The organism is Streptomyces sp. 7R007, from assembly GCF_054850255.1.
On record NZ_JBTWMV010000135.1, the window covers coordinates 1 to 1,665 of the forward strand.

Genomic DNA, 1,665 nt, shown 5'->3' on the forward strand with positions numbered 1-1,665 from the left:
CCTCGATCTTTCGTGATTGGCCGTCAGGTCTTGCTGGCGGCCGATCTGCGTTCGGCGGTGTTTTTCGGGTGTGACGGCGGCCCGACTATCGCGTCGGGTGGGCGCCGGGTTCCACGGCTCCGGTGGGGCGGTGCTACTTGTAGGGACGGGAACGTGCTGGTCAGCCGGGGTTCGGAAGGGCTGCGAGTCGCTGGATAGCCTCGGTGATCACATCGGTCCAGGGCCAGTGGCGGGCGAACCTGAGATGCCGGCGGCGGGCGGTGGTGACCAAATGGGCGGCGGCGGAGAGCAAGCGGAGTCGCAGGCGGCGGGGCTCCCAGAGCCGGGCGGTGCCGGTCAGGGCAAGCATCGGCATCCAGGCCAGCAGGTCCAGGGCAATCTGGACGATCTCCAGCCAGATCTGATTCTGCGCGGCATCGTGGAGGGGCAGGTTGCGCAGGCCGGTTGAGCGGGCGGCGCGGATGCGGTCCTCGGCGCGGGCCCGCTGGCGGTGCCGCAACTCCAGCCGGGCGATCTTCTGGCCGGTGGTGTTGGTGGCGAAGCAGGTCAAACGCAGCCCGTCGGCGTCGGTGAAGCGCAACTGGGCGCCCGGGTGCGGGCGTTCCTTGCGGACGATCAGCCGCATCCCCTTGGGCCAGCCCTTCAGACAGTCGCTGCCGGCGTCGAGTTCGGCCACCCAGGCGCCATCGCGGACCTCGCCGTCCGGCTCGACGGCCGGTGTCCACGCGGACGCGGGGACCTTCAAGACGGCCTGGTGGATGGCGTCGGTGATGGTCATGCCGACCGAGTACGACAGCCACCGGCCGCGGGCGGAGAGCCAGGCCACGAACTCATGGGTGCCACCGCCGGAGTCGGTACGGATGAGTGTCCGCCGGCCACGTCGATGGTGTTTGGGCAGCTGGGCCAGCGCGAGTTGGGCCGTGGTGATGTGGTCGGCGGCGGTGTTGCTGCCCGCGTTGCCGGGTCGCAACAGTCCCGCGACCGGCTCGCCGCTGCCGCCCCGGCCGTGGTCGACGAAGCCCATCAGCGGATGGTGCCCGAAGGTCTTCTTCCAGGTCGCAGCGGCGTCCTGCTTCTCCGAGTGCGCCAGCACGAGCACCCCGTCCAGATCCACGATCACCTGCCCGCCGGCATCCGGCGCCGAGGAACCAGCCAACTTCCACACACGTTGGCGGACGTGGGCTCGCGCGGCCCGGATCGCCCCCACGGCCCTCGGTCCGGCCGCGGCCAGGGTGTCGACCAGGCGGGAGACCGTCGGATCGGAGGCCACCGGCCCGAACACGCCCGGCTCCGCTCGCAGCATCCCGACATCGGCCAGGCAGTCCCCGCCGAGCGCGACCGCGAGGGCCACATCCAGCAGGATCTTCCCCGGATCATGCACCGCCCGTTGCTTCCGCCACGGCGTCAGGGCCGCCGATATCGCCTGGTCCAGCCCGGTCTTGCGGACCGTCTCGACCAGCAGCACGCCACCGGCCTGGCTGACCACTGCACGACCGCCGCCCTCAACGCGGACACACGGATACGACCCGATACGCTTCTTCACCTGAGGAGTGCAGCTTTCTTGACGACGACCAGGACCCTAGACAAGTCCCATCGTCCCAGGTCAGAGGCACTCCTCACCTTCTTGATCACACTTCGGACAGGCTCGTTCGTGAAAGCGCGAGG

At 69.8% G+C, this 1,665-nt stretch carries 1 protein-coding gene; it reads right to left on the reverse strand.

Annotated features, from left to right (window positions below; genetic code table 11):
• Positions 1-160 precede the first annotated feature (160 nt).
• Complete coding sequence (locus tag ACYF6T_RS44425; RefSeq protein ID WP_461703686.1) at positions 161-1,543, reverse strand: IS1380 family transposase; 1,383 nt, start codon at positions 1,541-1,543, stop codon at positions 161-163.
• Positions 1,544-1,665: the final 122 nt, after the last annotated feature.